The organism is Alishewanella sp. BS5-314 (assembly GCF_025377695.1).
Taxonomy (GTDB): domain Bacteria; phylum Pseudomonadota; class Gammaproteobacteria; order Enterobacterales; family Alteromonadaceae; genus Alishewanella; species Alishewanella aestuarii.
This window is the reverse complement of record NZ_JACEHJ010000001.1, coordinates 795,021-817,500: the sequence shown is the minus strand read 5'-3', so window position 1 is coordinate 817,500 and position 22,480 is coordinate 795,021. Positions and strand designations below refer to the sequence as shown.

The following is a 22,480-nucleotide window of genomic DNA, read 5'->3' as shown; positions in this document are numbered from 1 at the left end:
ACACAGATGATTGATTGCATGAGATAGAGCAAACAGTGTTAAGCCATGTGAGTGGTGATAACGAAGGATGTTTGGTTTAGCGCAAGGCGCAGGCTGAGCGAGTGAGGGAGTGTACGAGGTGTACATGACCGAGCGAGTGAAGAATGCAACGCAGCGATAAGGCAAACAGACAAGTTAGCATTGGTCTGTAGCTCAGGTGGTTAGAGCGCACCCCTGATAAGGGTGAGGTCGGTAGTTCGAGTCTACTCAGACCAACCAATTCGCCGCCAGGCGTTGTTGCAGCAAACCTCACATACGAAAGTATGCTTCGGTTTACTGCGCCTAGCCTGACAACGAATATAGAGCAAAGACCATAGAAAGACTTATTGCGATGATTTTTGCTTTAGGCAAGGCATGCGACGAACGAGTGAGGGAGTGTACATCAGGTACATGACCGAGTGAGTGAGGAAGCATAACGCGGCATAAAGGAAAAAGCAGAAGCAAGAAGAGGGGTTATAGCTCAGCTGGGAGAGCGCCTGCCTTGCACGCAGGAGGTCAGCGGTTCGATCCCGCTTAACTCCACCACTACTTACGTGACACTGATAAATGATTGCTCTAAAAATTCAAATCAAACTGTTCTTACGAGAAAGTTTTTCTTAGAAGAATGTTTTGATTTGAGTTTATCTCAAACTGCTCTTTAACAATTTGGCAAGCTGATAGTAATAAAACAAGCTAAGCATACTTCCGAACTCAAGCAGAAGGATTGTGACGCGAGCACACTGTACGACTTTGAAGACATTTTGGGGTTGTATGGTTAAGTGACTAAGCGTACACGGTGGATGCCTTGGCAGTCAGAGGCGATGAAGGACGTACTAACCTGCGAAAAGCTATGGGGAGCCGGTAAGAGGCGCTGAACCGTAGATATCCGAATGGGGAAACCCAGTGAGTTTACTCACTATCCTTAACTGAATACATAGGTTAAGGAGGCAAACCGGGAGAACTGAAACATCTAAGTACCCCGAGGAAAAGAAATCAACCGAGATTCCGTCAGTAGCGGCGAGCGAACGCGGACTAGCCCTTAAGCTAGATTGGTGTTAGTGGAATCATCTGGAAAGCTGAGCGATACAGGGTGATAGCCCCGTACACGACAACACCTTTATAGTGAAAACGAGTAGGACGGGACACGTGGTATCCTGTTTGAAGATGGGGGGACCATCCTCCAAGGCTAAATACTCCTGACTGACCGATAGTGAACCAGTACCGTGAGGGAAAGGCGAAAAGAACCTCTGTAAGAGGAGTGAAATAGAACCTGAAACCGTGTACGTACAAGCAGTGGGAGCCCACTTTGTTGGGTGACTGCGTACCTTTTGTATAATGGGTCAGCGACTTACATTCTGTAGCGAGGTTAACCGAATAGGGGAGCCGTAGGGAAACCGAGTCTTAACTGGGCGAAATAGTTGCAGGGTGTAGACCCGAAACCGGGCGATCTAGCCATGAGCAGGTTGAAGATTGGGTAACACTAATTGGAGGACCGAACCCACTACTGTTGAAAAAGTAGGGGATGACTTGTGGCTTGGAGTGAAAGGCTAATCAAGCTCGGAGATATCTGGTTCTCCTCGAAAGCTATTTAGGTAGCGCCTCGAGCGAATACCACCGGGGGTAGAGCACTGTTTGGGCTAGGGGGTCATCCCGACTTACCAACCCCATGCAAACTCCGAATACCGGTGAGTACTACTCGGGAGACACACGGCGGGTGCTAACGTCCGTCGTGAAAAGGGAAACAACCCAGACCGCCAGCTAAGGTCCCAAAGTGATGATTAAGTGGAAAACGATGTGGGAAGGCATAGACAGCTAGGAGGTTGGCTTAGAAGCAGCCACCCTTTAAAGAAAGCGTAATAGCTCACTAGTCGAGTCGGCCTGCGCGGAAGATGTAACGGGGCTAAAATCATCCACCGAAGCTGCGGATTCACACTATGTGTGAGTGGTAGAGGAGCGTTCTGTAAGCCTGCGAAGGTGTGCCGGGAGGCATGCTGGAGGTATCAGAAGTGCGAATGCTGACATGAGTAACGATAAGGGGAGTGAAAAACTTCCCCGCCGAAAGACCAAGGGTTCCTATCCCATGCTAATCAGGGTAGGGTGAGTCGGCCCCTAAGGCGAGGCTGAAAGGCGTAGTCGATGGGAAACGGGTTAATATTCCCGTACCGGCCAATACTGCGATGGGGGGACGGAGAAAGCTAGGCAAGCGCGGCGTTGGTAGTCCGCGTGAAAGTGCGTAGGTTGGAGAGGTAGGTAAATCCGCTTCTCTAAGACTGAGACACGAGACGAGTCACTACGGTGACGAAGTTGCTGACGCTCTGCTTCCAGGAAAAGCCTCTAAGCTTCAGGTATTGGTGACCGTACCCTAAACCGACACAGGTGGTCAGGTAGAGCATACCAAGGCGCTTGAGAGAACTCGGCTGAAGGAACTAGGCAAAATAGTACCGTAACTTCGGGAGAAGGTACGCTCTTGTGTGTGAAGGCCTTGCGCTGTAAGCATATGAGAGTCGCAGTGACCAGCTGGCTGCAACTGTTTATTAAAAACACAGCACTCTGCAAACACGTAAGTGGACGTATAGGGTGTGACACCTGCCCGGTGCCGGAAGGTTAATTGATGGGGTTAGCGCAAGCGAAGCTCTTGATCGAAGCCCCGGTAAACGGCGGCCGTAACTATAACGGTCCTAAGGTAGCGAAATTCCTTGTCGGGTAAGTTCCGACCTGCACGAATGGTGTAATGATGGCCAGGCTGTCTCCAGCCGAGACTCAGTGAAATTGAAATTGCGGTGAAGATGCCGTATACCCGCGGCTAGACGGAAAGACCCCGTGAACCTTTACTATAGCTTGGCACTGAACATTGACCCTACATGTGTAGGATAGGTGGGAGGCTTTGAAGCTGGGACGCTAGTCCTGGTGGAGCCGTCCTTGAAATACCACCCTTGTATGTTTGATGTTCTAACGTAGGTCCCTGAATCGGGATTGCGGACAGTGTCTGGTGGGTAGTTTGACTGGGGCGGTCTCCTCCTAAAGCGTAACGGAGGAGCACGAAGGTTGGCTAAGTACGGTCGGACATCGTACGGTTAGTGTAATGGTAGAAGCCAGCTTAACTGCGAGACAGACACGTCGAGCAGGTACGAAAGTAGGTCATAGTGATCCGGTGGTTCTGTATGGAAGGGCCATCGCTCAACGGATAAAAGGTACTCCGGGGATAACAGGCTGATACCGCCCAAGAGTTCATATCGACGGCGGTGTTTGGCACCTCGATGTCGGCTCATCACATCCTGGGGCTGAAGTCGGTCCCAAGGGTATGGCTGTTCGCCATTTAAAGTGGTACGCGAGCTGGGTTTAGAACGTCGTGAGACAGTTCGGTCCCTATCTGCCGTGGGCGTTGGATAATTGAGTGGAGTTGCTCCTAGTACGAGAGGACCGGAGTGAACGAACCGCTGGTGTTCGGGTTGTCATGCCAATGGCACTGCCCGGTAGCTATGTTCGGAACGGATAACCGCTGAAAGCATCTAAGCGGGAAGCCGGCCACAAGATGAGTTATCCCTTACCCCTAGAGGGTACTAAAGGGTCGTTGGAGACCACAACGTTGATAGGTGAGGTGTGGAAGCGCTGCGAGGCGTTGAGCTAACTCATACTAATTGCCCGAGAGGCTTAACCATACAACGCCCAAGATGTTTTAAAGAAAGAATACAGTGTGCATACAATCAGCTTGCTAAGTTAAAGAACAGACAAACCAGTTATTGCCTGGTGGCAATAGCGCTGTGGAACCACCTGACTCCATTCCGAACTCAGAAGTGAAACGCAGCTGCGACGATGGTAGTGTGGCATTCGCCATGCGAGAGTAGTACACCGCCAGGCACCTCATTAAATAGAAAAGCCCTACTCGAAAGAGTGGGGCTTTTTTATTGGCTGCTGTTCTGACGCGGTGTACTGCTCGAGCAGGGCGATACCATGCGAAGTAGTACAGTGAAGCCGGGAATTCGCCAAGCCAACAGTTTGGCTTGGCGCCGGCTGAACGCCCCGAGCTCTGCGAGGGGCATGAAGGCACCTCATTCAAGCAAAAGGCCTACCCAATCGGGTGGGCCTTTTTGCTTTATCCGCTACGCGGGGGTACTGCTCTCCCATGCCAGCCACTGCCCTTCGGGCCTGCCTGCGGCAGTCCAACTTCGCTCCTGACGAAGTTGTGTGCAGGCCTTCCTTGGCCTGCATCGCTTCGCGACCTGCCTTCGGCAGTCCAAAACTGCTCCCGGCAGTTTTGTCGCCATGGGAGACGGTACTTCGACTACACGGCCTCTGTACGAAGCGGCAAACTAGAAGATGACACGATACTCAGACTCCGGTACGCCCGCCGTACCGGAGTCATTCTGCGATAGTGATAAAAAGACCAACCCAAACCCCAACAACGACTTATCACAGCGAGCGATATCCGTGCCATCAATGACATACCGCACTTGAGACTAAGCACCCCTTGCACGAAGCGCTAAACTAAACACTTACACCACACTCAGACTCCGGTACGCCCGCCGTACCGGAGCCATCCTGCGATAGTGATAAAGACACGCAAGCGAGACAGCAAAGCAGACTAATAACAACGAGCCATAACCACGCCATCAATGACACACCACACTACGACCAAACAACAGCCATAAAAAGTGTTAAGTCAGACAACACAAAACACTGAGACAACAAAAAGCCTCAAGATATCCGTAAGCGCATAGCCTGATAAAGACCTGTCAGCGCTATCTGGCATCTGCAACCAATCCTTTCCTGCCAAAGCCGCAATAAATTTGCGCTCACGGCGGGGGTTCTTTAAAATTGCGGCTAATTCACAACCATGGTTTTGCTATGCAACTTCTTCGTCAGCAAGCAGCTGAACAGTACTCAAGTTTTCGCCTGCCTTATCAACTCGACCAGGTATTTCTCGCCGCCGATATTACGGATCTTAAGCAATTTAGCGGACCGGATTATCCAACAGTATTAGGCGAGGGTACCAATACCATCTTTTTGGCTACGCAGCATAAGCCGGTGTTACGCTATCTTGCTAAGAGAATAAGCCAACACGCCGATACTGACCATGTTCTGTTACACGTTGAAGCTGGCCATAACTGGCATCAACTGGTCAGTTGGACGATAGAGCAGCAATTATGGGGTCTGGAAAACCTAGCTTTAATACCGGGCTCGGTGGGCGCAGCGCCGGTACAGAATATTGGTGCTTATGGTGTCGAGCTCTCAGATCGCTGCAGCTATGTTGACTTCTACGACTGGCAGCGCCGTGAAGTAGTACGGATACCGGCATCGGAGTGCCAGTTTGCTTATCGCGATAGCATTTTTAAACAGCAATTGCAGGGCCGCGGCGTAATAGTGGCCCTTGGCCTGACGCTATCACGCCAGCCTATGCCAGTGCTGGATTATCCCGGCTTAAAAGAGTTACCAAAAACAGCCACGTTACAGCAGGTTTTCGCAACTGTTATCCAGATCCGGCAAAGTAAGCTTCCTGATTACCGGCAGCTGCCAAATTGTGGCAGCTTCTTTAAGAACCCTGTTATTACCGAGCGGCAGTTTCAACTTATACGCCATGACTATCCAACACTGCCCGGCTATCCACAAGCAGAGGGTGTCAAGGTACCTGCTGCCTGGCTAATAGAGCAAGCTGGTTTCAAAGGCGTGGTAGTTGATAACGTCGGCTGCTATCAGAAGCAACCGCTGGTCATTGTGAATTACGGCCTGGCCGATAGTGCCCCTTTACTGGCTTTAATCGCTACCATTCGAAGTACCGTGCTGCAGCGCTTCGCCATTGAGCTTGAACCCGAAGTCAGATTACTCAATGGCGCCGGACAGCACCATGTCCCAGCCTAACTTACAGCTACAACGGCAGTTGCTGGCTTTACTTGCTGACGGTAAGTTTCATTCCGGTCAGCGTTTGGCTGAACGTTTTGGTTTAAGTCGTACCGCAATCGCGAATAATCTGCAGCAGTTAAGTCAACTCGGGTTGGATATCTTTAAGCTAAAGGGTAAGGGCTATGCGCTCTCCAGCCCATTGCAGCTGTTAGATGCGGCAGTGATCCGTAGTTTACAGTGTAATGATGGTCCGGAGATCCGCGTGCAGCATATTACTGACTCTACCAATGCGCAGCTATTGGCACTGATCCAGGCCGGTAAGCCGTTACAGCCGGGGCAAGTGATCGTGGCCGAGGCGCAAACCGCAGGAAGGGGCCGCCGTGGACGGCAATGGTTTTCGCCCTTTGGCAGCAGTCTATACTTTAGTTGCTATTGGCGGTTGGAGCAGGGGATCCCTGCTGCAATGGGATTGAGCCTGGTCGTTGCCTGCGCATTGGCTGAGCTGTTACAGCAAGATTATCAGGTGCCGGCACAAGTAAAATGGCCTAATGATTTATACATCAACGGAGCAAAAGCTGCCGGCATTCTGGTTGAGTTGGCAGGGCAAGCGGATGCGGTGTGTGAGTTAGTCATTGGCATAGGCTTAAATATTCGTTTGCCGCAGCTGGCAGACCAGAGCATTGACCAACCATTCACCGATCTGCAAACTCACGCCACAGCAACGGTTGACCGCAATGTGCTAATTGCCCGTTTGCAGCAACATCTAATTGGTGCTCTGGAGCTGTTTAACGCTGCGGGCTTTGCACCCTTTCAGCAGCGTTTTAATCAGTTTGATCTCTATGCCGGTAAAGCAGTTAAACTCACTGGTAGCAAAGAGATCAGCGGCATTTGTCGTGGTGTGGATCAACAAGGTGCCCTGCTTCTTGAAACTGTCGCAGGCTTACAGGCGTTTTATGGCGGAGAGCTCAGTTTAAGAGGAGCAACCTGATGCAGCTACTATTGGATCTGGGAAACAGCCGTTTAAAAGCCGCACTATATCAGAACGGCCAGTTCCAACAGTTGGCATTCGATTCCGTTGCTGGCTTGCTTAAACTACCTGTTACTGCGGCTTACCTGAGCAGCGTAGCAACAGAGCAGAAAACAACGGAGCTGTTACAGGGTCTGCAAGCGGCAAATTTTCCAACGGTGCAATTGCATACCGAGGCTAGCGCCTTTGGCTTGATAAATAGCTATGTTGAACCACAACGACTTGGTGTTGACCGCTGGTTAGCGATGCTAGGTGCTTATCGCTCTTATCCGGCAGACCGTCAGTTAATCGTCGACGCCGGAACTGCTGTGACCTTTGATTGGTTGGAGGCAAATCGTCATCTGGGTGGGTGGATCTTGCCCGGATTACAATTACAGCAGCAAGCATTGCTGACTCAAACTGCGCGGGTACATAAGGCGCAGCAGCTGATGCCAAACCTCGCCCCGGGCTGTTCTACCAGCGCCGGTGTCGAAAACGGCGCTTTGGCAGCAATAATAGGTGCAATCCGTTTGGGCTGGCAAACAACACCGGCACAACAGCTGGTGCTCACTGGTGGTGATGCCGAACTGTTAAAAAGCTATCTGCCTGATCTGCCAGTGTTGGTTGATCCCTTTTTGTTATTTCGGGGTATTGCGCAATACATCGACAATTAAAAGCTGTTTTGGCTAGCATTTAGCCACTTGGCTAAGAAAATCCGCTTTTTTCGTGTTTTTCTGTTGCGCGACTTTCCGCATTCCACTAGAATTCGCACCCACTGACGTAGTGCCGCTTTAGCTCAGTTGGTAGAGCAACTGACTTGTAATCAGTAGGTCATCCGTTCGACTCGGATAAGCGGCACCATTAGTGGAGGGGTTCCCGAGTGGCCAAAGGGATCAGACTGTAAATCTGCCGGCACTGCCTTCGAAGGTTCGAATCCTTCCCCCTCCACCATCTTCGTCAGGAGAATAGCTACGAGAAGGCCGCGGGCATCGTATAATGGCTATTACCTCAGCCTTCCAAGCTGAAGATGCGGGTTCGATTCCCGCTGCCCGCTCCAATAAGATCACAATGCTGATATAGCTCAGGCGGTAGAGCGCGTCCTTGGTAAGGACGAGGTCCCCAGTTCGATTCTGGGTATCAGCACCATCTTGCAAGCCTCCCTCGTAAGCATTACAATGCTGATTTTTCAATCACCGCCGTTTTGTTTAATAAGGGTTACTTATGGCTAAGGCTAAATTTGAACGCGTAAAACCGCACGTAAACGTAGGTACAATCGGCCACGTTGACCACGGTAAAACTACACTGACAGCTGCTATCACTAACGTATTAGCTAAGCACTACGGCGGTCAGGCATTTGCTTTCGATCAAATCGACAAAGCACCGGAAGAAAAAGCCCGTGGTATCACGATCAATACTTCACACGTAGAATACGACACACCAACGCGTCACTATGCACACGTTGACTGTCCAGGTCACGCTGACTACGTTAAGAACATGATCACTGGTGCAGCTCAGATGGACGGCGCTATTCTGGTAGTAGCGGCGACAGACGGCCCAATGCCACAAACCCGTGAGCACATCCTGTTATCACGTCAGGTAGGCGTACCGTACATCATCGTGTTCATGAACAAGTGTGACATGGTAGATGACGAAGAGCTGTTAGAGCTGGTAGAGATGGAAGTGCGTGAGCTTCTGTCAGACTACGACTTCCCAGGTGATGACCTGCCAGTAATCCGCGGTTCAGCCTTAAAAGGTCTGGAAGGCGATGCCGAGTGGGAAAAGAAAATCCTGGAGCTGGGCGAAGCGCTGGATACTTATATCCCAGAGCCAGAGCGTGCAATCGATAAGCCGTTCATCATGCCAATCGAAGACGTATTCTCAATCGCGGGTCGTGGTACAGTAGTAACAGGCCGTGTAGAGCAAGGTATCATCAAAGTTGGTGAGACAGTAGAAATCGTAGGTATCAAAGATACGGTATCAACGACCTGTACTGGTGTAGAGATGTTCCGTAAGCTGCTGGACGAAGGTCGTGCAGGTGAGAACATTGGTGCCCTGTTACGTGGTACCAAGCGTGAAGACGTAGAGCGTGGTCAGGTACTGGCGAAGCCAGGTTCAATCAAGCCACACACTAAGTTTGAAGGCGAAGTGTACGTACTGTCAAAAGAAGAAGGTGGTCGTCACACGCCATTCTTCAAAGGCTACCGTCCACAGTTCTACTTCCGTACCACTGACGTAACAGGTGCGGTAGAGCTGCCAGAAGGCGTAGAGATGGTAATGCCAGGTGACAACCTGAAGTTCACCGTAGAACTGATTTGCCCAATCGCGATGGACGAAGGTTTACGCTTCGCCATCCGTGAAGGTGGTCGTACAGTAGGTGCAGGCGTAGTATCTAAGATCATCGCCTAAGTCATACTGTTGTACAAAGAAGGCTCCGTAAGGGGCCTTTTTTGTCACTATTTCGCCATTGAAACCACATTCAGGGTGCAAGCCAAGCTTGTTTTAGTCTGCTGAGACAGTATAATGAGCGGCTATTTAACGACAGTGTCGAGAGTCGTTGGTAACTTTACAGGGGCATAGTTCCAATTGGTAGAACAGCGGTCTCCAAAACCGATGGTTGGGGGTTCGAATCCCTCTGCCCCTGCCAAATTTCGCGCCCGGCAGTAAACCGGGGCTATTATGTTAAGTTTGTGAATAACATAATTAAGTTTAATTAAGTGAGTGGAAGCATGAGCGCAGTAAGCGAAACACCAAAAAGCGGATTAGACCTGGTCAAGTGGCTGTTAGTTGTCGTTATCCTGTCTCTGATCGTAGTTGGTAACTATATTTATGAGCTGTCGACCTTAGAACGGGCTATTGCGATAGTGGTACTGGTCGCTGCTGCCGGTTTTATTGCCGCGCAAACCACCAAAGGTAAAATTTTCCTGAATTTCGCCAAAGAATCCCGTACTGAAGTTCGCAAAGTAGTATGGCCAACCCGCCAGGAAACGATGCAAACGACATTAGTGGTGATTGTTGCGACCATTATTATGGGTCTAATTCTATGGGGACTGGATGCCATTTTATTGCGCGTCGTCTCATTCTTTACCGGACTGGGGATTTAAGTCATGGCAGGAAAAATGCGTTGGTATGTCGTTCAGGCGTTCTCTGGCTTTGAGCAAAAAGTTGCCACCTCGCTGCGCGAACATATCAAGATCCATCAAATGGAAGACAAATTCGGTGAGGTATTAGTACCTACCGAAGAAGTGATTGAAATGCGCGCCGGTCAAAAGCGTAAGTCAGAGCGTAAATTCTTCCCTGGCTACGTGCTGGTGCAAATGGAAATGTGTGAAGAAGCCTGGCACTTAGTGAAAAGTGTGCCGCGGGTATTAGGTTTTATTGGTGGTACTTCAGATCGTCCGGCACCTATTTCAGAAAAAGAAGCCATGACTATCCTGAATCGTCTACAAGACAATGCCGATAAACCGAAGCCGAAAACATTGTTTGAAGCCGGTGAAGTGGTGCGGGTAACTGAAGGTCCTTTTGCTGACTTCAACGGCGTGGTAGAAGAAGTTGACTACGAAAAGAGCCGCGTAAAAGTGTCGGTGTTAATTTTTGGTCGCGCTACACCAGTAGAGTTAGAGTTCGGTCAGGTCGAGAAGGCTTGATAATAAGCTTGTAACGGGGCGCAGATTAAAATATAATCTGCGCCCTTTTTATCGTAAGGGAAGCCGTTTGAGTAAGTGTCCTCGCACTTACAAGGCAAAGACCCACTAACAGAGGTGAAACATGGCAAAGAAAGTCACTGCACTTATTAAACTGCAGGTAAAAGCCGGTATGGCAAACCCGTCGCCACCAGTTGGTCCGGCGTTAGGTCAGCACGGTGTTAACATCATGGAATTCTGTAAAGGCTTCAACGCCCGTACAGAGAGCCTGGAAAAAGGCATGCCGATTCCAGTTGTTATCACAGTATACAGCGACCGTTCATTCACATTTGAAACCCGCACTCCACCAGCCTCTTTCTTATTGCTGAAAGCTGCTGGTCTGAAAGGTGGTTCAAGCCGTCCAAATACCCAGAAAGTTGGTAAAGTTACTGCTGCTCAGATCGACGAGATCGTGAAAGTAAAACAACCAGACTTAACAGCTGCGGATCACGCTGCTGCCGTGCGTACTATCGAAGGTACTGCACGTTCAATGGGCTTAGTGGTGGAGGGCTAATAGATGGCTAAATTAACTAAACGCGCTAAGTTAATCCGTTCTAAAGTTGATTCAACTCGCGAATATGAGATCAATGAAGCTGTTGCGCTGTTAAAAGAATTATCAGCTGGCAAGTTCGTAGAAAGCGTTGACGTAGCAGTTAACCTGGGTATCGATGCCCGTAAATCTGACCAGAATGTCCGTGGTGCTACTGTACTGCCGCACGGTACTGGCCGTACTGTTCGTGTTGCTGTGTTCACCCAGGGTGCTAACGCAGAAGCCGCTAAAGCAGCCGGTGCAGACATCGTTGGTATGGAAGACTTAGCTGAACAAGTTAAGAAAGGCGTTATGGATTTTGACGTTGTTATCGCTTCTCCAGATGCGATGCGCGTTGTTGGTATGCTGGGTCAGATCTTAGGTCCTCGCGGCCTGATGCCTAACCCGAAGACCGGCACTGTGACTCCTAACGTTGCTGAAGCAGTGAAGAACGCTAAAGCGGGTCAGGTACGTTACCGTAATGACAAGAATGGTATCATCCATTCAACCATCGGTAAGCTGGACTTCGACGCTGACAAGCTGAAAGAAAACTTAGAAGCCTTACTGGTTGCGCTGAAGCGTGCTAAGCCTTCAGTAGCTAAAGGTGTGTATATCAAGAAAGTGACTATTTCTTCTACACACGGTGCAGGTTTAACCCTGAGCCAGGCTTCGTTAAGCGCTGCTGTTTAAGCGCTTTACAGCTAAGGGCAGGTTAATTTATAATCTCGCCCTCATTTTTCGGGTAGAAGCGGTTGTTGTTTAGGCAATTAATCGCTTCCGTCCAAGACCGTAGGTGTTACGCTGTTTCGATAGCCGTAACTTAATAAACCAACCTACGCAGACGGTGTAGGCCCCAGAACGAATTATATTCTTCTGGTCTCACCGTAAATCGCGCGCTGGCAACCGTCAGCGATGTGTAGGCAACCGAACATTATGTTCGGATGAACCAGGAGTTAAGAGCCAATGGCTATTAAGCTTGATGACAAAAAAGCAATTGTTGCTGAAGTCCAGGAAGCTGCCAAAGGTGCTTTATCTGCGGTAGTCGCAGACGCTCGTGGTGTCACTGTAGGCAAAATCACTGCGCTGCGTAAGCAAGCGCGTGAAGCAGGTGTATGGGTAAAAGTTGTCCGTAACACCTTAGCTCGCCGTGCAGTAGAAGGCACCGAGTTTGAGTGTCTGAAAGATGTATTCGTAGGCCCGACTTTAGTTGCGTTTTCTAAGGAGCACCCAGGTGCTGCAGCGCGGATCTTCAAAGATTTCGCGAAAGAAAACAAAAACTTCGAGCTGAAAGGTGCAGCTTTTAATGGCGCCACAGTGAACGTTGAACTGTTAGCATCGTTACCAACTTACGACGAAGCTATCGCACGTTTAATGAGCACTATGAAAGAAGCAGCAGCCGGCAAACTTGTACGTACAATTGCCGCGGTTCGCGACCAAAAACAAGAGCAAGCCGCGTAATTTTACGTTTGGTTTGATAAAGTTTAATCGGGCCAAGGCCCACAATTTAGGAATCTGAGCAATGTCAGTGACTAAAGAACAAATCTTAGATGCAATCGCAGCAATGTCTGTAATGGAAGTTGTTGAATTAGTATCTGCAATGGAAGAGAAGTTTGGTGTTTCTGCCGCCGCTGCCGTAGCTGTTGCTGCTGGCCCAGCTGCTGCTGTTGAAGAGCAAACTGAGTTCACCGTAGTTCTGGCTGGTGCCGGCGCTAACAAAGTAGCTGTTATCAAAGCAGTTCGCGGTGCTACCGGTTTAGGTCTGAAAGAAGCTAAAGACCTGGTTGAAAGCGCTCCAGCGCCAATCAAAGAAGGTATCTCTAAAGCAGAAGCTGAAGCCCTCAAGAAAGAACTTGAAGAAGCTGGTGCATCTGTTGAAGTTAAATAATCTGGTGCAAACCAGATTAGCTGCCTGAATTTCAGGCCGGGCTGGTGATGAATTAATCACCGGCCTTTTTGCGCTGTGGGACAATGATTTCCCCACCCCTCTAGTTATCGTGTCTGGTAACTAAAACCACCGAAAAGTGGTTGGGAAAAAAATCAGCAAGCTGAGGAACCCCATGACTTACTCTTATTCTGAGAAGAAACGTATCCGTAAGGACTTCGGCAAACGTCCGGAAGTATTGGATGTGCCATACCTGTTGTCGATTCAGATCGAATCATTCAGCAAATTTATCGAGCCAGATCCGGAAGGTGAATACGGTTTGGAAGCCGCATTCCGCTCTGTATTTCCAATCAAAAGTTATTCAGGCAGCGCCGAATTACAGTACGTAAGCTACCGCATTGGGGAACCCGTGTTTGACGTCAAAGAATGTCAGATCCGAGGTGTGACCTACTCAGCGCCGTTACGGGTGAAGCTGCGCATGGTGTTATTCGATAAAGAAGCACCAGGCACCATCAAAGACATCCGTGAGCAGGAAGTCTATATGGGTGAAATCCCATTAATGACCGAGAACGGTACCTTTGTTATCAATGGTACTGAGCGGGTAATTGTTTCTCAGCTGCACCGCAGTCCGGGTGTATTCTTTGACCATGACCGTGGTAAAACTCACTCCTCAGGCAAAGTACTGTATAACGCTCGGGTCATTCCATACCGTGGTTCCTGGTTAGATTTTGAATTCGACGCCAAAGACAGTCTGTTTGTGCGGATTGACCGTCGCCGTAAATTACCTGCGACCATTTTGTTGCGTGCTTTAGAATTCAGCACCGAAGAAATTCTGGCTACTTTCTTTGAGAATACCCGCTTTGATATCAAAGACGGCAAGATTCTGATGGAAGTAGTACCAAGCCGTCTGCGCGGTGAAACAGCAGCTTTTGATATTAAAGATAACGATGGCGAAGTGATCGTAGAACAAGGCCGTCGTATTACTGCCCGTCACGTCCGTCAGTTAGAGAAAACTGGCTTAACGATGATGGAAGTACCACATGAATATGTGGTAGGTCGGGTGCTGGCGAAAAATTACGCTGACCGTTCAACCGGAGAGATTATTGCCGAGGCGAACGCAGAGCTCACACTGGAGCTGTTAGCAAAACTAAGCAAAGCCGGCTACGACAGTTTTGAAACCCTTTATATTAACGATCTGGATCAGGGTGCTTATATCTCTGAAACTTTACGGATCGACCCAAGCAGCAACCGGATGGAAGCGCTGGTAGAAATCTACCGTATGATGCGCCCGGGTGAACCGCCAACACGCGAAGCTGCTGAAACCTTGTTTGAAAACCTATTCTTCTCTGAAGATCGTTACGACCTGTCTACGGTAGGCCGGATGAAGTTTAACCGTCGGGTTAACTTCGAAGAGGGCGTAGGTACTGGCGTACTGAGCAAAGAAGATATTCTGGCGGTAATGAAAGTCCTGATCGACATCCGTAACGGTAAAGGCGAAGTGGATGATATCGACCACTTGGGTAACCGCCGTATCCGTTCAGTCGGTGAAATGGCTGAAAACCAGTTCCGCGTTGGTTTAGTACGTGTTGAGCGTGCTGTGAAAGAACGTCTGTCGTTAGGCGATTTAGACGCAGTAATGCCACAGGATCTGATCAACGCCAAGCCAATCTCTGCTGCGGTGAAAGAGTTCTTCGGTTCCAGCCAACTGTCGCAGTTTATGGATCAGAACAACCCACTGTCAGAAGTGACGCACAAGCGCCGTATTTCTGCCCTTGGCCCAGGCGGTTTAACCCGTGAGCGCGCCGGTTTCGAAGTTCGTGACGTACACCCAACGCACTATGGTCGGGTTTGTCCTATCGAAACACCTGAAGGTCCGAATATCGGTCTGATTAACTCGTTATCGATCTTCGCTCAGACTAACGAATATGGCTTCCTGGAAACGCCATACCGCCGGATTGAAAATGGCGTGGTGACTGACGAAGTAGATTTCCTGTCGGCGATCGAAGAAGGTAACTTTGTGATCGCTCAGGCTAACGCTGAGTTAGACGAGAACAACCGTATCGTTGAAGGCTTAGTACCTTGCCGCTTTAAAAACGAATTTACGCTGATGCCATCATCGGACGTTCAGTATATGGACGTTGCACCACAGCAGATCGTATCTGTTGCCGCTGCTTTGATCCCGTTCCTGGAACACGATGACGCTAACCGGGCACTGATGGGCTCGAACATGCAACGTCAGGCGGTACCAACACTGCGCGCTGATAAGCCGTTAGTCGGTACCGGTATTGAGCGCGTGGTAGCGAAAGACTCAGGTGTTACCGTAGTGGCGAAACGCGGTGGTACTGTTGACTATGTTGACGCCAGCCGTATCGTGATCAAGGTAAATGAAGATGAAATGGTACCAGGCGAAGCCGGTATCGATATCTACAACCTGACCAAATACACCCGTTCGAACCAGAACACCTGTATTAACCAACGTCCTTGCGTTAACCACGGTGAGCCAATTGAGCGTGGCGATGTGTTGGCTGACGGTCCTTCTACCGACTTAGGTGAACTGGCCTTAGGTCAGAACTTACGCGTGGCATTCATGCCGTGGAACGGTTACAACTTCGAAGACTCGATTTTGTTATCTGAGCGTTTAGTGCAAGAAGATCGCTTAACCACCATCCACATTCAGGAATTAAGCTGTATCGCTCGTGATACCAAGCTTGGGCCTGAAGAAATCACTGCCGATATTCCAAACGTAGGTGAGTCTGCCCTGTCGAAGTTGGATGAAGCCGGTATCGTTTATATCGGTGCGGAAGTCAAGGGTGGCGACATTCTGGTTGGTAAGGTCACACCTAAGGGTGAGAGCCAGTTAACACCGGAAGAGAAGCTGTTACGCGCCATCTTCGGTGAGAAAGCCTCTGATGTTAAAGACACCTCACTGCGGGTACCAAACTCAGTAACAGGTACTGTTATTGACGTGCAGGTATTTACCCGTGACGGCGTTGAGAAGGATAAGCGCGCCCGTGAAATCGAGGAAATGGAAATCAAACAGGCTAAGAAAGACCTGAATGAAGAATTCCGTATCCTGGAAGCCGGTATCTTCAGCCGTGCCCGTAACCTGCTGGAGCAAAGCGGTTTTGAGCGCAGCAAGATCGATGGCTTAAAAGGCGACGCGCTGTTTAACTTAAGCCTGTCGGATGAAGATAAGCAAAACGACCTTGAACAGCTGGCTGCCCAGTACGAAGAAATTCGTATCGAGTATGACAAGAAGTTTGAAGCCAAGCGCCGTAAGATTGTGCAGGGTGATGACTTAGCACCCGGCGTGCTGAAGATCGTTAAGGTGTATCTGGCGGTGAAACGTCGTATTCAGCCTGGCGATAAGATGGCCGGCCGTCACGGTAACAAGGGTGTGATCTCGACTATCGTCCCTGTGGAAGATATGCCATATGACGAGAAAGGTCAGCCGGTTGATATCGTACTGAACCCTCTGGGTGTACCATCGCGGATGAACATCGGTCAGATCCTGGAAACGCACTTAGGCTTAGCGGCCCGTGGTATCGGCGATAAGATCGACGCCATGATCAAAGAGCAGAAAGAAACGGCGGAAATCCGTGACTTCCTGAAGAAGGTATATGCGCTGGGTGAATCACGTCAGAACGTGGATATCGAGAGCTTCAGCGATGATGAAGTACGCCGCTTAGCCGAGAACCTGCGTAAAGGCTTACCTGTAGCAACGCCGGTGTTTGATGGTGCCAAAGAGTCAGAAATCAAACAATTGCTGGAGCTGGGTGACCTGCCGTCAAGCGGTCAGATCACGCTGTATGATGGCCGTACCGGTAATACTTTCGAGCGGAAAGTAACGGTTGGTTACATGTATATGCTGAAACTGAACCACTTAGTTGACGATAAGATGCATGCCCGTTCTACTGGTTCGTACAGCCTGGTTACGCAGCAGCCGCTGGGTGGTAAGGCGCAGTTCGGTGGTCAGCGCTTCGGTGAGATGGAAGTGTGGGCGCTGGAAGCTTACGGTGCGGCATACACGTTACAAGAAATGCTTACCGTTAAGTCTGACGACGTCAACGGTCGTACCAAGATGTATAAGAACATCGTTGACGGCGACCACAGAATGGAGCCTGGCATGCCAGAATCTTTCAACGTACTGATGAAAGAAATCCGTTCGCTCGGTATTAATATCGAATTGGAAGAGGAATAAACCGACCTTGAGTTGGCGGGGCAGTGAGCTGCCCCATTCCGGTTTACCTCTTACAGGAGAGCAAAGGTGAAAGACTTATTAAAGTTTCTGAAACAGCAAACTAAAACTGACGAGTTTGATGTTATCCGTATCGGTTTATCCTCGCCGGACATGATTCGTTCATGGTCATTCGGCGAAGTGAAAAAGCCAGAGACGATCAACTACCGTACCTTTAAACCCGAGCGTGACGGTTTATTCTGTGCCCGGATCTTCGGGCCGGTAAAAGACTATGAGTGTCTGTGTGGTAAGTACAAGCGCTTAAAGCACCGCGGTGTAATTTGTGAAAAGTGTGGCGTTGAAGTCACCCTGACCAAAGTCCGTCGTGAGCGCATGGGTCATATCGAGCTGGCCAGCCCGACTGCCCATATCTGGTTCCTGAAGTCACTGCCAAGCCGTATCGGTTTATTACTGGATATGACGCTGCGTGATATCGAGCGCGTACTGTACTTCGAAAGCTACGTGGTTACCGAGCCAGGTATGACGTCGCTGGAGCGTCGTCAGATGCTGACCGAAGAAGAATATCTGGACGTGCTGGAAGAGCATGGCGATGAGTTCGAAGCCAAGATGGGTGCAGAAGCGATTCTGGACTTATTAAAAGGCATTGATCTGGCGACTGAAATCAAGCAAATGCGCGAAGAGTTGCCAACCATTAACTCAGAAACCAAGCGGAAGAAAATCAGCAAGCGTCTGAAACTGATGGAAGCCTTCCATACCTCTGGTAACAAGCCAGAGTGGATGATTATGACTGTCCTGCCAGTGTTACCGCCGGATTTGCGTCCGTTAGTACCGTTGGACGGTGGTCGTTTCGCGACCTCAGATCTGAACGATTTATACCGCCGCGTCATTAACCGTAACAACCGTTTGAAGCGTCTGTTAGACCTGTCTGCGCCGGACATTATCGTACGTAACGAAAAGCGGATGTTACAGGAAGCTGTTGATGCGCTGTTAGATAACGGTCGTCGCGGCCGTGCGATCACCGGTAGCAACAAGCGTCCACTGAAGTCACTGGCGGACATGATCAAAGGTAAACAGGGTCGTTTCCGTCAGAACCTGTTGGGTAAGCGTGTAGACTACTCAGGCCGTTCGGTAATTACCGTAGGTCCTACGCTGCGTTTACACCAGTGTGGTCTGCCGAAGAAAATGGCACTGGAACTGTTCAAGCCGTTTATCTATGGCAAGCTTGAAGCCCGTGGTTTAGCGACGACGATCAAAGCCGCCAAGAAAATGGTAGAGCGCGAAGAAGGCGCAGTATGGGACGTACTGGACGAAGTCATCCGTGAACATCCGGTACTTCTGAACCGGGCACCAACACTGCACCGTCTGGGTATCCAGGCATTTGAGCCGGTACTGATCGAAGGTAAAGCGATTCAGCTGCACCCTCTGGTGTGTGCGGCCTATAACGCTGACTTCGACGGTGACCAGATGGCGGTACACGTACCGTTAACGCTGGAAGCACAGTTAGAAGCCCGTGCGTTAATGATGTCGACCAACAACGTACTGTCGCCAGCAAACGGTGAGCCAATCATCGTACCATCGCAGGACGTCGTTCTGGGTCTGTACTATATGACCCGCGAAGCGATAAACGCGAAAGGCGAGGGCATGCTGTTCAAGAGCCCGAAAGAAGCCGAGAAAGCGTTCCGTGCCGGTGTTGCCAGCTTACACGCCAAAGTCAAAGTGCGGATGACCGAAGTGACCATCCATGAAGATGGCACTAAGACCTCTGAGACGGCAGTTAAAGACACCACTGTTGGCCGGGCCATTCTGTATTCGATCCTGCCGGAAGGTTTAAGCTTTGATGCGGTGAACCAGGCGATGGGTAAAAAGCAGATTTCCCGCCTGTTAAACGGTGCTTACCGCCGTATCGGTCTGAAACAAACCGTTATTTTGGCAGACCAGATTATGTATACCGGTTTCCACTACGCGATGTTATCGGGTGTGTCGGTTGGTATCGATGATATGGTGATCCCAGCGGCGAAGACTGAAATTATCGACGCAGCTGAGAAAGAAGTAGAAGAGATCCAGGACCAGTTCCAACAGGGTCTGGTTACCGCGGGTGAAAAGTACAACAAAGTTATCGATATCTGGTCAACAGCCAACGAAGCCTTGTCTAAGGCGATGATGGATAACCTGTCGAAAGAGAACGTGGTTGATCGCGACGGTAATACCGTACAGCAGCAGTCGTTTAACTCAGTGTACATGATGGCCGACTCTGGCGCCCGGGGTTCACCGGCGCAGATCCGTCAGCTGGCAGCGATGCGGGGCCTGATGGCAAAGCCGGATGGTTCGATCATCGAAACGCCGATTACGGCGAACTTCCGCGAAGGTCTGAACGTATTACAGTACTTTATTTCTACGCACGGTGCCCGTAAGGGTCTGGCCGATACCGCACTGAAAACAGCGAACTCAGGTTATCTGACGCGTCGTCTGGTCGATGTGGCACAAGACTTAGTCGTAACAGAGCACGACTGTGGTTCTGAGCAGGGCATTATCATGAAGCCGCTGATTGAAGGTGGTGACGTGGTAGAAGGTCTGCGTGAGCGGGTACTGGGCCGGGTGGTGATTGGCGATATCATCGCGCCAACCACTGGCGAAGTGCTGGTGACAGATGGCACCATGCTTGATGAGCAGCTGTGTGATCTGATTGAGAAAAACTCAATCGACGAAGTACACGTACGCTCTGTTATTACCTGTCAGACCGACTTCGGTGTTTGTGCTAAGTGTTACGGCCGGGATCTGGCGCGCGGTCACCTGATTAACCCAGGTGAGGCGGTAGGTGTTATCGCAGCGCAGTCAATCGGTGAACCTGGTACCCAGTTAACGATGCGGACTTTCCACATCGGTGGTGCGGCATCACGGGCATCAGCTGAAAACAGTGTCCAGGTGAAGAACGCCGGTACCCTGAAGCTCCACAACGCCAAGTTCGTCCGCAATGCCGATAACAAGATTGTTATCACTTCGCGTTCAGCTGAAGTCACCGTATTCGATGAATTAGGTCGTGAAAAAGAGCGCTATAAACTGCCGTACGGTTCGATCCTGACGACAGACGATAACGCTAAGATCACAGCAGGCCAGATCGTGGCGAACTGGGATCCGCACTCACACCCAATTATCGTTGAGCGCGGCGCTAAAGTGTCGTTCAGTGATGTTGACGATACCAATACTGAAGTACAAATGGATGAGCTGACCGGCTTAACCCGTACTGTAGTGAAAGACCTGGCCAAAGCGAACGCCAAAGAGCCGAAGCTGATTCTGGCAACCGACGATGGTGGCCTGCAGGAAATTCGTCTGCCAAGCTTCACCACTATTGAAGTGGCCGACGGCGATAACGTGGTTACCGGTACTGTACTGGCACGTATTCCTCAGGAAAGCTCGAAGACACGGGATATTACCGGTGGTCTGCCGCGCGTTGCGGACTTGTTCGAAGCGCGTAAGCCAAAAGATCCGGCCATTCTGGCTGAGATCTCAGGTGTTATCGGTTTTGGTAAAGAAACCAAAGGCAAACGCCGTCTGGTAATTACACCGGACCAGGGTGAAGCTCATGAAGAGATGATCCCGAAATGGCGTCAGGTCAATGTGTTCGAAGGTGAGCGCATTGAGAAAGGTGAAGTCCTGTCAGAAGGTCCGGAGTCAGCACATGACATCCTGCGTCTGCGTGGTATTCACCATGTTGCCAGCTACATTGTGAACGAAGTACAGGACGTTTACCGTCTGCAAGGTGTAAAGATCAACGATAAGCACATCGAGACCATTATCCGGCAGATGCTGCGTAAGTGTGTGATCACTCACCCTGGCGACAGTGAATTCCTGGAAGGCGAACAGGCTGAAGTGGCCCGCGTGAATATCGCGAACCGTGAACTGGAAGCCGCCGGCAAAATGCCTGCGCAGTACGAGCGTGTACTGTTAGGTATTACTAAGGCGTCTCTGTCTACGGACTCCTTCATTTCTGCGGCCTCGTTCCAGGAGACCACCCGCGTTCTGACCGAAGCTGCTGTCGGCGGCAAGGTTGACGAACTGCGTGGTCTGAAAGAAAACGTTATTGTTGGTCGTCTGATCCCGGCCGGTACTGGTTTTGCTTATCACCAGAACCGTGCCCGTCAGCGTGCCGGCAACAATGATGTTGTTGAACCGGTAATGAGTGCAGAGTCGGCCGAACAGGCGCTGACCGATGCACTGAATATGGATTTATCGGGCAACGACGAGTAAGCAAGGAACAACACCTGCCGGCATTAAAATGCTGGCAGTGTGCTTTGTAACTTGACAGGTCAAAGCTTGACCATTAGAATTCCGCGGCCTCATTCTCGGGGGCGGAATTTTTCACGTTTATTGGGTATATATTAACCAGGAGTATTTAATGGCAACAATCAACCAGCTAGTGCGTAAGCCGCGCAGCCAGAAGGTAGCCAAGAGCACCGTTCCGGCGCTTGAAGCTTGCCCGCAGAAGCGTGGTGTTTGTACCCGTGTATACACCACTACACCTAAGAAGCCAAACTCAGCATTACGTAAAGTATGCCGTGTTCGTTTAACCAACGGATTCGAAGTAACTTCTTACATCGGTGGTGAAGGCCACAACCTGCAGGAACACAGCGTAGTGCTGATCCGCGGTGGCCGGGTAAAAGACCTTCCGGGTGTGCGTTACCACACCGTACGTGGCACGTTAGACTGTGCAGGCGTAAAAGATCGTAAACAAGGCCGTTCTAAGTACGGCGCCAAGCGGCCTAAGAAGTAACGGTACTCCGTTAGTAAGGCCAAACTAAACAACTTTTTTTCATTACTGTATTAAAAGTTTTGGAATCACCTGAAGCAATCGGAGTTTCGAATGCCTAGAAGACGCGTCATCGGTCAACGTAAAATCCTTCCAGATCCTAAGTTCGGAAGTGAGTTACTTGCCAAATTTGTTAACGTCGTAATGGTCGACGGTAAAAAGTCCATCGCCGAATCAATTGTATACGGCGCTTTAGAAATTGCAGCTACGAAATCTAAGAAAGAGCACATCGACCTGTTCGAAGTGGCTCTGGATAACATTCGTCCGTCTGTTGAAGTTAAATCACGTCGCGTGGGTGGTTCTACCTACCAGGTACCGTGTGAAGTTCGTCAGGTGCGTCGTAATGCTTTAGCCATGCGCTGGTTAGTAGAAGCTGCCCGTAAACGTGGTGAAAAATCTATGGCTCAGCGTCTTGCAGGCGAGATGCTGGATGCAATCGAGAACAAAGGTTCAGCGGTGAAGAAGCGTGAAGACGTGCACCGTATGGCCGAAGCGAACAAAGCGTTCGCACACTTCCGCTGGTAA

The 22,480-nt window shown here is 50.2% G+C and carries 14 protein-coding genes, 7 tRNA genes and 2 rRNA genes; all 23 read left to right on the top strand.

Annotated elements, in window-relative coordinates:
- Window positions 1–181: 181 nt before the first annotated feature.
- Window positions 182–258, top strand: a tRNA-Ile gene (locus H1D31_RS03800).
- Between the two features lie 230 nt (window positions 259–488).
- Window positions 489–564 (top strand) — tRNA-Ala (locus tag H1D31_RS03795).
- 227 nt (window positions 565–791) lie between these two features.
- A 23S ribosomal RNA gene (locus H1D31_RS03790) occupies window positions 792–3,677 on the top strand.
- Between the two features lie 84 nt (window positions 3,678–3,761).
- A 5S ribosomal RNA gene (gene rrf, locus H1D31_RS03785) occupies window positions 3,762–3,876 on the top strand.
- 987 nt (window positions 3,877–4,863) lie between these two features.
- Entirely contained in the window at window positions 4,864–5,874 is a 1,011-nt protein-coding gene (murB, locus tag H1D31_RS03780) for a UDP-N-acetylmuramate dehydrogenase (RefSeq protein ID WP_065956656.1), read from the top strand.
- Window positions 5,861–6,844 carry a bifunctional biotin--[acetyl-CoA-carboxylase] ligase/biotin operon repressor BirA gene (birA, locus tag H1D31_RS03775; protein WP_261256182.1) on the top strand — a complete coding sequence of 328 codons (984 nt, stop codon included), beginning with the start codon at window positions 5,861–5,863 and terminating at the stop codon, window positions 6,842–6,844. Before murB ends, birA begins: the two co-directional genes overlap by 14 nt.
- A complete protein-coding gene (locus tag H1D31_RS03770) occupies window positions 6,844–7,536 on the top strand; it encodes a type III pantothenate kinase (RefSeq protein WP_008609616.1) in 693 nt (230 codons plus the stop codon). The genes birA and H1D31_RS03770 overlap by 1 nt, the downstream gene beginning before the upstream one ends.
- A 111-nt stretch (window positions 7,537–7,647) precedes the next feature.
- A tRNA-Thr gene (locus H1D31_RS03765) sits at window positions 7,648–7,723 on the top strand.
- Between the two features lie 5 nt (window positions 7,724–7,728).
- Window positions 7,729–7,813 (top strand) — tRNA-Tyr (locus H1D31_RS03760).
- 31 nt (window positions 7,814–7,844) lie between these two features.
- A tRNA-Gly gene (locus H1D31_RS03755) sits at window positions 7,845–7,919 on the top strand.
- Between the two features lie 13 nt (window positions 7,920–7,932).
- Window positions 7,933–8,008 (top strand) — tRNA-Thr (locus H1D31_RS03750).
- 75 nt (window positions 8,009–8,083) lie between these two features.
- The gene (tuf, locus tag H1D31_RS03745) at window positions 8,084–9,268 is read left to right on the top strand and encodes an elongation factor Tu (protein WP_008609601.1); all 1,185 of its coding nucleotides are present in this window, start codon (window positions 8,084–8,086) and stop codon (window positions 9,266–9,268) included.
- Window positions 9,269–9,429: 161 nt separating this feature from the next.
- Window positions 9,430–9,506, top strand: a tRNA-Trp gene (locus H1D31_RS03740).
- An 82-nt stretch (window positions 9,507–9,588) separates the two neighbouring features.
- On the top strand, window positions 9,589–9,963 hold the full coding sequence (gene secE, locus H1D31_RS03735) for a preprotein translocase subunit SecE (RefSeq protein ID WP_008609614.1): 375 nt from the start codon (window positions 9,589–9,591) through the stop codon (window positions 9,961–9,963).
- A gap of 3 nt (window positions 9,964–9,966) precedes the next feature.
- Complete coding sequence (gene nusG, locus H1D31_RS03730; RefSeq protein ID WP_197408409.1) at window positions 9,967–10,506, top strand: transcription termination/antitermination protein NusG; 540 nt, start codon at window positions 9,967–9,969, stop codon at window positions 10,504–10,506.
- Between the two features lie 121 nt (window positions 10,507–10,627).
- Window positions 10,628–11,056, top strand: a complete 429-nt coding sequence (gene rplK / locus H1D31_RS03725) for a 50S ribosomal protein L11 (RefSeq protein WP_008609611.1) — start codon at window positions 10,628–10,630, stop codon at window positions 11,054–11,056.
- A gap of 3 nt (window positions 11,057–11,059) precedes the next feature.
- Window positions 11,060–11,761 (top strand): 50S ribosomal protein L1, encoded by a 702-nt coding sequence (gene rplA, locus H1D31_RS03720; protein ID WP_008609609.1) that lies wholly within the window; start codon window positions 11,060–11,062, stop codon window positions 11,759–11,761.
- A 273-nt stretch (window positions 11,762–12,034) separates the two neighbouring features.
- The gene (gene rplJ / locus H1D31_RS03715) at window positions 12,035–12,529 is read left to right on the top strand and encodes a 50S ribosomal protein L10 (protein ID WP_008609608.1); all 495 of its coding nucleotides are present in this window, start codon (window positions 12,035–12,037) and stop codon (window positions 12,527–12,529) included.
- A gap of 61 nt (window positions 12,530–12,590) precedes the next feature.
- Entirely contained in the window at window positions 12,591–12,956 is a 366-nt protein-coding gene (rplL, locus tag H1D31_RS03710) for a 50S ribosomal protein L7/L12 (protein WP_008609607.1), read from the top strand.
- Window positions 12,957–13,128: 172 nt separating this feature from the next.
- Window positions 13,129–17,154: a DNA-directed RNA polymerase subunit beta gene (gene rpoB, locus H1D31_RS03705; protein ID WP_008609606.1), complete on the top strand. Its 4,026-nt coding sequence runs from the start codon at window positions 13,129–13,131 to the stop codon at window positions 17,152–17,154.
- Between the two features lie 66 nt (window positions 17,155–17,220).
- Window positions 17,221–21,396, top strand: coding sequence for a DNA-directed RNA polymerase subunit beta' (rpoC, locus tag H1D31_RS03700; RefSeq protein WP_008609605.1), 4,176 nt, complete (start codon window positions 17,221–17,223; stop codon window positions 21,394–21,396).
- A gap of 148 nt (window positions 21,397–21,544) precedes the next feature.
- Window positions 21,545–21,919, top strand: coding sequence for a 30S ribosomal protein S12 (gene rpsL, locus H1D31_RS03695; RefSeq protein WP_008950791.1), 375 nt, complete (start codon window positions 21,545–21,547; stop codon window positions 21,917–21,919).
- A 90-nt stretch (window positions 21,920–22,009) separates the two neighbouring features.
- Window positions 22,010–22,480, top strand: coding sequence for a 30S ribosomal protein S7 (rpsG, locus tag H1D31_RS03690; protein WP_008950792.1), 471 nt, complete (start codon window positions 22,010–22,012; stop codon window positions 22,478–22,480).

Bases quoted from the DNA above. Each gene is read 5' to 3' on its own strand.
- rpoB (WP_008609606.1), top strand. From the start codon at position 13,129: ATGACTTACTCTTATTCTGAGAAGAAACGTATCCGTAAGGACTTCGGC.
- rplJ (WP_008609608.1), top strand. From the start codon at position 12,035: ATGGCTATTAAGCTTGATGACAAAAAAGCAATTGTTGCTGAAGTCCAG.
- birA (WP_261256182.1), top strand. From the start codon at position 5,861: ATGTCCCAGCCTAACTTACAGCTACAACGGCAGTTGCTGGCTTTACTT.
- rpsL (WP_008950791.1), top strand. From the start codon at position 21,545: ATGGCAACAATCAACCAGCTAGTGCGTAAGCCGCGCAGCCAGAAGGTA.
- rpsG (WP_008950792.1), top strand. From the start codon at position 22,010: ATGCCTAGAAGACGCGTCATCGGTCAACGTAAAATCCTTCCAGATCCT.
- H1D31_RS03770 (WP_008609616.1), top strand. From the start codon at position 6,844: ATGCAGCTACTATTGGATCTGGGAAACAGCCGTTTAAAAGCCGCACTA.
- nusG (WP_197408409.1), top strand. From the start codon at position 9,967: ATGGCAGGAAAAATGCGTTGGTATGTCGTTCAGGCGTTCTCTGGCTTT.
- rplL (WP_008609607.1), top strand. From the start codon at position 12,591: ATGTCAGTGACTAAAGAACAAATCTTAGATGCAATCGCAGCAATGTCT.
- rplA (WP_008609609.1), top strand. From the start codon at position 11,060: ATGGCTAAATTAACTAAACGCGCTAAGTTAATCCGTTCTAAAGTTGAT.
- secE (WP_008609614.1), top strand. From the start codon at position 9,589: ATGAGCGCAGTAAGCGAAACACCAAAAAGCGGATTAGACCTGGTCAAG.
- tuf (WP_008609601.1), top strand. From the start codon at position 8,084: ATGGCTAAGGCTAAATTTGAACGCGTAAAACCGCACGTAAACGTAGGT.
- rplK (WP_008609611.1), top strand. From the start codon at position 10,628: ATGGCAAAGAAAGTCACTGCACTTATTAAACTGCAGGTAAAAGCCGGT.
- murB (WP_065956656.1), top strand. From the start codon at position 4,864: ATGCAACTTCTTCGTCAGCAAGCAGCTGAACAGTACTCAAGTTTTCGC.